The organism is Clostridium thailandense, from assembly GCF_019207025.1.
GTDB lineage: Bacteria > Bacillota > Clostridia > Clostridiales > Clostridiaceae > Clostridium_AM > Clostridium_AM thailandense.
Genome location: NZ_JAEEGC010000106.1, coordinates 65,402 through 73,717 on the forward strand (window position 1 = coordinate 65,402; position 8,316 = coordinate 73,717).

Annotated in this window: 9 protein-coding genes and 1 riboswitch; all 9 genes read left to right on the forward strand. The window is 27.1% G+C overall.

The genetic code is table 11. The annotated features are described in order from the left end of the window. Positions 1-54: 54 nt before the first annotated feature. The 9 genes from spo0A to I6U48_RS19435 all read left to right on the forward strand — a co-directional run bounded on the left by spo0A (position 55) and on the right by I6U48_RS19435 (position 8,294). Positions 55-870: a sporulation transcription factor Spo0A gene (gene spo0A, locus I6U48_RS19395; protein ID WP_218322127.1), complete on the forward strand. Its 816-nt coding sequence runs from the start codon at positions 55-57 to the stop codon at positions 868-870. 351 nt (positions 871-1,221) lie between these two features. Next, the gene (gene hfq, locus I6U48_RS19400) at positions 1,222-1,455 is read left to right on the forward strand and encodes an RNA chaperone Hfq (RefSeq protein ID WP_218322128.1); all 234 of its coding nucleotides are present in this window, start codon (positions 1,222-1,224) and stop codon (positions 1,453-1,455) included. Between the two features lie 348 nt (positions 1,456-1,803). Then, positions 1,804-1,887: riboswitch (cyclic di-GMP riboswitch) on the forward strand. Between the two features lie 49 nt (positions 1,888-1,936). Beyond that, positions 1,937-3,721: a methyl-accepting chemotaxis protein gene (locus I6U48_RS19405; protein WP_218322129.1), complete on the forward strand. Its 1,785-nt coding sequence runs from the start codon at positions 1,937-1,939 to the stop codon at positions 3,719-3,721. A 519-nt stretch (positions 3,722-4,240) separates the two neighbouring features. Further along, on the forward strand, positions 4,241-4,417 hold the full coding sequence (locus I6U48_RS19410) for a hypothetical protein (protein WP_218322130.1): 177 nt from the start codon (positions 4,241-4,243) through the stop codon (positions 4,415-4,417). A 217-nt stretch (positions 4,418-4,634) separates the two neighbouring features. Continuing rightward, on the forward strand, positions 4,635-5,156 hold the full coding sequence (locus tag I6U48_RS19415) for an NUDIX hydrolase (protein ID WP_218322131.1): 522 nt from the start codon (positions 4,635-4,637) through the stop codon (positions 5,154-5,156). 83 nt (positions 5,157-5,239) lie between these two features. Further along, complete coding sequence (gene spoIIM / locus I6U48_RS19420; protein WP_218322132.1) at positions 5,240-5,890, forward strand: stage II sporulation protein M; 651 nt, start codon at positions 5,240-5,242, stop codon at positions 5,888-5,890. Further along, positions 5,887-6,117 (forward strand): endonuclease III, encoded by a 231-nt coding sequence (locus I6U48_RS19425; RefSeq protein ID WP_218322133.1) that lies wholly within the window; start codon positions 5,887-5,889, stop codon positions 6,115-6,117. Before spoIIM ends, I6U48_RS19425 begins: the two co-directional genes overlap by 4 nt. Before the next feature lie 32 nt (positions 6,118-6,149). Further along, positions 6,150-7,028, forward strand: coding sequence for a site-specific tyrosine recombinase XerD (xerD, locus tag I6U48_RS19430; RefSeq protein WP_218322134.1), 879 nt, complete (start codon positions 6,150-6,152; stop codon positions 7,026-7,028). A 93-nt stretch (positions 7,029-7,121) separates the two neighbouring features. Next, a complete protein-coding gene (locus I6U48_RS19435; RefSeq protein WP_218322135.1) occupies positions 7,122-8,294 on the forward strand; it encodes a phosphopentomutase in 1,173 nt (390 codons plus the stop codon). Positions 8,295-8,316 lie beyond the last annotated feature (22 nt).

Consider the following 8,316-nt stretch of genomic DNA (forward strand, 5'->3'; position numbering starts at 1 on the left):
TCTATTATTTGTTAAGATATGGGAATAAAATAAAAATAAAGGGGAGTAAGTAATATGGAACAATCAAAAATAAGTGTAATAATAGCAGATGATAATAAAGAGTTTTGTAATATTCTAAATGATTATCTGTTGAATCAAAGGGATATTGTTGTTACAGGAATTGCAAAAGATGGATTAGAAGCATTAAGCCTTATTGAAGAAAAGAAACCAGATTTAGTAGTATTAGATATAATTATGCCGCACCTTGATGGTCTTGGGGTATTGGAGAGATTAAATAGTATGAATATAGATCCTATGCCAAGAGTAATTGTTCTTTCTGCAGTAGGTCAAGATAAGATTACACAAAGAGCTATTACATTAGGAGCAGATTATTATGTAGTAAAACCTTTTGATATGGATGTATTTACCAAAAGAATAAGACAAATGTTTAATAATACTATTAGTAGTGGAGAAGAAACCAAGAAAACTATATCAATAATTGACACGACAGAAATAAAATTTGCTAAAAATGAACCTACAAATCTCGAACAAGAAATAACTAACATAATACATGAAATAGGAGTTCCTGCTCATATAAAGGGTTATATGTATTTAAGAGAAGCTATAACAATGGTAGTAAATAATATGGAACTTTTATCTGCGGTAACTAAGGAGTTATATCCTTCAATTGCTAAGAAGTATAACACCACAGCTAGTAGAGTAGAGAGAGCAATCAGGCATGCTATTGAGGTTGCATGGTCAAGAGGTCAAGTAGAAACTATTAATAAAATATTTGGCTATACTATACATAATGATAAGGGCAAGCCAACAAACAGCGAATTTATAGCAATGGTTGCTGATAAATTAAGATTAAAAAATAAAGTAAGCTAAAATAACTTAGTTTGTTGATAAATATGCATGAGAATCAATATAAATTTTAGTATCTCATATCTATAAATTTAAAATTAATTTATTATTAAAGCACCTTTTGTATATTGGTTTAAGTACTAATATGTAGGAGGTGTTTTTAGTTTGCGAAGAATATATTGACTTTTCAAGGAAGAGAGAAAAATATAATATCTTAATTATTGCAGCGTCGGATTAGGGATAAGAGAGGACACATAATTTTTTATAAAACTTAAATAAACAAAATTTATTTAATTATTTAAGTTAAATTTAGAAAATTAATATCAATTTTATAGTATAATTATATAAATGTTTAATGTATGGAGGTTAAAGAGTATGGATCAACAAACAAAACAAGTAAATTTACAAGATATATTCTTAAATTCAGTTAGAAAGGACAAAATATCAGTTACGATACACTTAGTGAATGGGTTTCAAATTAAAGGAAATGTCAGGGGATTTGATAATTTTACCGTAGTACTAGATTGTGAGGGTAAGCAAATGGTGGTATATAAACATGCTATTTCTACGATCACACCTGCGAAACCAGTAGTAGTTAGTAAGCAGTAGAAGAGTTATAATAATATTTTCTATATTTAAAGAATGCCATTACTGTATAGAGAAGAATAAATAAATTTTATTTAAATACATATAAATTCCCAATGATTTAAAGAGGTACAATTAATTTTGTATCTCTCTTTTTATGGTGGAATATTATAAGCTGTCTATAAGTTTTTTATTTATTATTTAAATAATAATTGATTATCATATCATTAGGAGAGTTTTAATGAATTATAGGTAAAATTAAAATGAATTAGCAATTGAAAAAATAACGGATGTTATAAAATGACAAGTCACAGTGTAAATTGTTGATTATCACATATAAATGTGATAATATTATGAATATATTAACAAAAAATAAAAACTGGTAACTAAGAAGAATTCTCTTTATTTGGGCACTTTGAGAATTTGGAGTGAGTAGTGCAACCGACCAATTGAATTTAATATTCAGTTGGCCTTTATTATTTGTGGATAAAAAGGGGGATTAAGGTTGAAAAAAATAAGGTACAAGATTTTATTAACATTTCTAATTACTTCATCATTATTCATTATAATTACTGGAGGTTATAATATAATAAATCTTATTCAGTTAGACAAAAATGAAATAGTAACTTTAAAAAAAATATTATTTAATGATTATGACAAAATGATAAAAAATGAAGTTGAAACATCTACGGGATTAGTAGCTACATACTATAGTCTTTATAAAGAGGGAAAGTTAAGTGAAAAAGAAGCTCAAGAAGAGGCTAAAAATGCTATTAAAAATTTGAGATATAATAATGAAGGATATTTTTGGATTGATGATACAAATGGTATACTTGTTGCACATCCTATACAACCAGGACAAGAAGGAACAAACCGAATTAATATTAAAGATCCAAATGGAGTTGAATTAATAAAAGAAATTATAAAAGCAGCTGGAGATAATAAAAACTCTGGATATACAGATTTCATGTGGCCTAAACCATTAGAGAATGGAACGAATAAATTAAGCCCTAAAAGAGCGTATTCTCAATTATTCAAACCTTGGAATTGGATTATAAGTACTGGAAATTATGTTGATGATATAAATTTGCTTGTTAGTTCAAAAGAAATAGAACTTAACAAAAATTTAAAAAGAAATATTGTCGCTACAATCGCATTTATGGCTATTTTATTACTTGTAATTGTCTTGATTTCCATGACCTTAAGTAAAAAAATATCAGACCCAATTATCAAAATAGTAAAAGCTTTTGAAAAGGACGAAAATGGGCAAATAAGGATACAGGAAATTAAATTGAATTCTAAAGATGAAATTGGATTGTTAGCTAATACATTAAATGAGATGTCACTACAGGTTAAAAATTTTATAAGTGGAGTTGTTTTAGAATCTAAAAATGTTCATGATAGTGTTAATGTTGTTAATCAAGATGTATATTCGTTAAATTTGCAAATGCAGGAAATATCTAAAATTATTGAAGAATTATCGGCTGGTGTCGAAGAAACATATGCATCCACTGAAGAATTAAATTCTATTTCTGTAGAAATAGAATCAGCAGTAGAAATTGTAGCTAACAAGGCACAAGAAGGCGCTTTATCGGCTGAGGAAATAAGTAAAAAAGCAATTTCTTTAAAAGACAGCTCAATTATGCTTCAAAATGAAGCTAATGAAACACGTTTAAAAATTAAAAATTCAATGGATAAAGCTTTATGTAAAATAAAAGAGGTTGAAAAGATTAAAGTTTTATCTGATGCAATCTTACAAATATCCTCACAGACCAACCTTTTGGCATTAAATGCTGCAATTGAATCAGCTAGGGCAGGGGAATCAGGAAAAGGATTTTCAGTAGTTGCTGAACAAATAAGAAAATTAGCAGAGGATTCTAAAACAAACGTAAATGAAATGCAAAACATAGTTAATACCATATTTCAGGCTGTAAATAGCCTTGTGGATGTGTCAACCCAAACTTTAATTTATATAGAAACAAAAGTTGTAGATAGTTATAAAGATTTTGTCCTTGTTGGAGAAAACTATGATAAGGATTCAGCTTATATTGATAATCTAGTATCAGATTTAAGCTCAACTTCAGAGGAAATTCTAGCATCTATAAAGACCATAGCGGAATCAATTAATGAGATATCAAAAGCAAGTAGTGATGAAGCTAATGGCACAAGTGATATTGCTGATAGAGTATTAAAAATAAAAGATAAGACAAATGAAGTGAAAATTAAAACTGTTCAAATAGAACAAAGTGCTGTAAATTTAGAAGATTTTGTTTCAAAATTTAATATCTAATCATAGTAAACCTTAATAAAAAAATAGGTTGAACTTGATGGAAGATGTGAAGTAAGTTATGATTCATTGAAATCTCTAAAAAGTTTTTTCTTTTGACTAAATGTTAGTTGATTGTTTTTTTACTGTCAAAATAAGTATAAAATAATGATTGCTAAATGGTAAAAATTGATATACAATAGACATATAAAATATATATAGAAATAGTCCTATATAATGAAAAATATTTATTAGTTCTACTATTATATATGTCACTTAATTAGAAAATTAAAAGTACAAGCTAAACTATCAATAAAACGTTTTAATATAGTATATATAATGGTAAAGTAAGCATACTAATTCTGAATTCATTGTAATGATTACTTGTAAATTAATGTTAAAAAATAAAATTTCTTAAAAGAAAAATTAAGTACAATTAGTTTTAAAAGGACAGAGAACAAATTATAATAATCTGTCTTTTTTTTATATAATATTCTAAAATAAAATAATTTGACATAATAATTTAACAAGGAAGGTGATAAAATGAAACTTGAATTAGAATTTGAAGAAATAAAAAACATTGAAAATCTTATATCAAGTAGAATTAATGACTTAAGAGATAAGCTTGTTGACGATGATGATAAGGAAGAAGAACTTCGTGAAATTATAAGATATTACAAAAAGCTTATGAAAAAAATTGAAAATCAGGCAACAAAATAGATTTTAATTCACCTTACGTAAACTTAATCATTTACAAAATTAACATATAATATACAGGTACAATCCCTTAGATTATTTATGCTCTAAGGGATTGTACTTATATATGTACCTTTAATTGACAATTAAATTTCTTAAGTATAAAATTAAAATAAAATAATTAGAATATATTAGTGAGTAATAAAAAATTTTACATCAATATATTGGAGGTAATATTATTATGGATTTTAATGAGAAAACAACAGATATAAAAAATATATATAAAGGAAAAATTATTGATGTAAATCTTCATACAGTTGATTTACCAAATGGAAAGAAATCGACCAGAGAGATTGTAAATCATCCAGGGGGAGTTGCTATTATTGCTTATAAAGATAAAGAAACAATACTTTTAGTTGAGCAATTTAGAAAACCAATAGAAAAAAGTATTTTAGAGTTACCAGCAGGAAAAATTGAAAAAGGTGAAGACATTGAATTATGTGGTATGAGAGAATTAGAAGAGGAAACAGGTTACAAGGCTAAAGAATTTAAATATTTAGGTAAAATTGTTTCTAGTCCAGGTTTCTGTGATGAATATATATATATATATAAAGCAGATTGCTTATATAAAGGTGACGATAACTTAGGAGATGAAGATGAATTTATAAATATTAAAGAAATAAAAATTGGTAAGGCTAAGGAAATGATAAAAAGCGGCGAAATAATTGATGCTAAAACTATAAGTGCATTTATGTTTATATAGTAATAATGTTTTCAGACATAGTCATATAACTTCTTTTGTTATCATAAATATTAAAAGGATAACTAACAAAGGGGGATGAAACTATGTCGGAAAACAGGGTATTAAGCATCATAAATGAACATATACAAAATAATTTTTGGCTTTATATTATAAGTTTACTATGTATATGTACAGGAATAGTTTTAGGAATATATAGCGTTAGGTATATGGGGAGTTTTGAAAAAAGCGACCTCTTAAGTTACCTTAAAAATTTTAGCAGTACCATTAGTTCAGGCAATATAAATTATAAGTCTATTTTTGCTCAAACGATAAAAAGTAATATTCCTATATTATTTGCTGTATGGTTTCTTGGACTTACTATGATAGGAATACCTATAATATTAATAATCGATATTATAAAAGGGTTTACTATAGGATTTACAATTAGCTTTGTGGTAAATGGGATGGGTATAAAGGGAATATGGTTTTCACTTTTAGGTGTTCTTCCACAAAACATCATTTATATTCCATGCATAATATTTGCTTCTGTGCTTGCTATGGAATTTTCACTAACTATATTAAGAGATAAGACAAGCAGGCGTTGGGGTTCCAGTATATGGTTAAGGATAACATCTTATTCATTTTCTTTTATACTAGTTGTGAGTATTATGTTTGTTGGATTTTTTATGGAGGTTTACCTTACTCCCAATATGATTAAAATAATAGTAGCAAGCATAGGATGGACTGCTGTATGATAGAAAATAGAGAATTTGCTGATTTTATTATAACTGTATTAAAATGTTTTTTTATATTATTTTTTTTCGGATTATTTTTACCTGAATTTTTAGATTACATATTGTATAATTTTATAATTAGACCTAATGTATATGACAACAGTATATTTGTGCATAATTTAGTTCGTAAGAATTTAGATGTGATTTACAACTATATTTATGTTTTTCAAAGATTTTTAGGAATTTAAAAATAAGGAATCCTAAAAGGTAGGAGAAGGTTATGGATAACTATTTATTAAAATATATTGATAAACTAGAAAAAAAACATGTTAGTAAGAATACTATAGATGCATACACTAGGGATATAAGCAGATTTTATAATTTTATAAAAGAAAGAAAAGAAAAAATTCAGGAGGTAGAAACAGTTACGGTAATGGCATATGTCCAATACTTGCAAAAGGAAGGAAGAGCTGTTTCTTCAATAGTTAGAAATATAGTATCATTAAGAAATTTTTATAAATACTTAATTGAAAAAGATATAGTAAAAGAAAATCCAGTAATGAGTTATCAAATACCTAAAATTAAGCATAATATCCCGAAGGTATTAACTATAGAAGAAGTGGATAAACTTTTATCAGCGCCGAATTTAACATTAAATAAAGGCATAAGAGATAAGGCTATGCTTGAAGTAATGTATGCAACAGGTATGAAAGTATCAGAACTTTTAAATCTAACTGTATATGATGCGAATTTAAAACTATATTATATAAAATGCAAGGGATCAAAGGATCAGGAAAGGATAATTCCTTTAGGAACAGTGGCGGTAAGATGCTTAGAAGAGTATTTAAAAGTAAGAACTGAATTAAATATATACAGTTTAGATTTACTATTTTTAAATTTAAAGGGTGTGAAGATGACACGACAAGGATTTTGGAAAATAATTAAATATTATGCTGAAGAAGCTAAAATAGATAAATACATAAATTCATTTACATTAAGGCATTCTTTTGCAGTTCATTTGCTGCAAAATGGTGCAGATCTCAAATCAGTGCAAGAATTACTAGGTCATAAGGACTTATCAGCAACTCAAATATACTCTAGTATTTCTAGAAAAAATAAAATAGCAGAAATTTATAAAAAATCTCATCCGAGAGCATAATAAAATTAGTTATTTAATTGTTAATGGACAGTTGAAAGGTTTTTCATCTGTCCATTTGTTAATATTAGAAATCAAAGAAAGGAAAGATTACATATGGTAAAAAGAGTTGTATTGATTGTACTAGATAGTGTTGGTATTGGGGAATTACCGGATGCTTTAAATTATGGTGATGTAGGAAGTGATACTCTTGGCAATATTACTAAAGCTGTCGGAGATTTAAGTCTGCCAAATATGGAGAATATGGGTTTAGGAAATATAACTGGAGCAAAAAACATAAAAACAGTTGAAAGCCCAATAGGCAGTTTTGGAAAATGTGCTGAATTGTCTATTGGTAAAGATACGGTAACTGGTCATTGGGAAATAGCGGGAGTTATACTTAGAGAACCTCTTAATACATATCCGGAAGGATTTCCAAATGATATAATAAATGAGTTTGAAACAAAAATTGGTAGAAAAATAATTGGAAATAAAGTAGCCTCAGGAACAGAAATAATTAAAGAATTAGGAGAAGAACATATAAAGACAGGATGTCCTATAGTTTACACATCTGCAGACAGCGTATTTCAAATAGCTGCCCATGAGGAAATAATACCGTTAGAAGAATTATATAATATGTGTAAAATAGCAAGAGAAATGCTTGTAGGAGAGAAAACTGTAGGAAGAATAATTGCAAGACCATTTGTTGGTAAAGATGGACAGTTTGTTAGAACCTCAAATAGAAAAGATTTCGCCTTAGATCCATTTAATAAAACTATGTTAGATTTTGTTAAGGAAAATAATTTAAGTGTTATGGCCGTGGGGAAAATAGAAGATATATACAATAAAAAAGGAATAACAGATGCTGTACATATAAAAAATAATATGGATGGTGTAGATAAAACGTTGGAATATATGAAAAAAGAAAAAGAAGGGCTTATATTTACTAACTTGGTTGATTTTGATATGTTATATGGACATAGAAACGATGTACAGGGGTATGCAAATGCATTAAGGGAAGTGGACAGAAGACTTTCAGAAATTACATCGCTTATGAAAAAAGATGATGTTTTAATATTAACTGCAGACCATGGATGTGATCCAACAACAGAAAGTACTGATCATTCAAGAGAGTATATACCATTACTTGTTTATGGGGAAGATATAAAAAAAGGTGTTAATATAGGAATAAGAAATAGTTTCTCTGATATAGGAAAAACTATACTCGATCTATTAAATATTGAAAATGATTTATATGGAGAGAGTTTTTCAGAAAAAATATTATTGTAACTAAAAACAGAAGTAATATTCT